We start from the raw sequence: 377 nt of genomic DNA on the forward strand, positions 1-377 counted from the left end.
CACCATGTTTTAGAGCCATTAGCTCAGTTGGTAGAGCATCTGACTTTTAATCAGAGGGTCAGAGGTTCGAATCCTCTATGGCTCACCATTTAAGCGGGTGTGGCGGAATTGGCAGACGCACTAGACTTAGGATCTAGCGCCGCAAGGCGTGGGGGTTCGACTCCCTTCACCCGCATTATTATTAATATGATTTAAGCATTTAATTTTGCAGAAGTAGTTCAGCGGTAGAATACAACCTTGCCAAGGTTGGGGTCGCGGGTTCGAATCCCGTCTTCTGCTCCATTATTTGCCGGGGTGGCGGAACTGGCAGACGCACAGGACTTAAAATCCTGCGGTAAGTGATTACCGTACCGGTTCGATTCCGGTCCTCGGCACCA

Annotated in this window: 4 tRNA genes; all 4 read left to right on the forward strand. The window is 50.1% G+C overall.

Features of this window, described 5'->3' with window-relative positions:
* The first annotated feature begins 12 nt into the window (after positions 1–12).
* A tRNA-Lys gene (locus LQ686_RS13960) sits at positions 13–88 on the forward strand.
* Positions 89–93: 5 nt separating this feature from the next.
* Positions 94–175, forward strand: a tRNA-Leu gene (locus LQ686_RS13965).
* A gap of 32 nt (positions 176–207) precedes the next feature.
* Positions 208–282: transfer RNA gene (locus LQ686_RS13970), tRNA-Gly, on the forward strand.
* Between the two features lie 6 nt (positions 283–288).
* Positions 289–377, forward strand: a tRNA-Leu gene (locus LQ686_RS13975).

This window comes from Mammaliicoccus sp. J-M41 (assembly GCF_022385935.1).
GTDB classification, from domain to species: Bacteria; Bacillota; Bacilli; order Staphylococcales; family Staphylococcaceae; genus Mammaliicoccus; species Mammaliicoccus sciuri_A.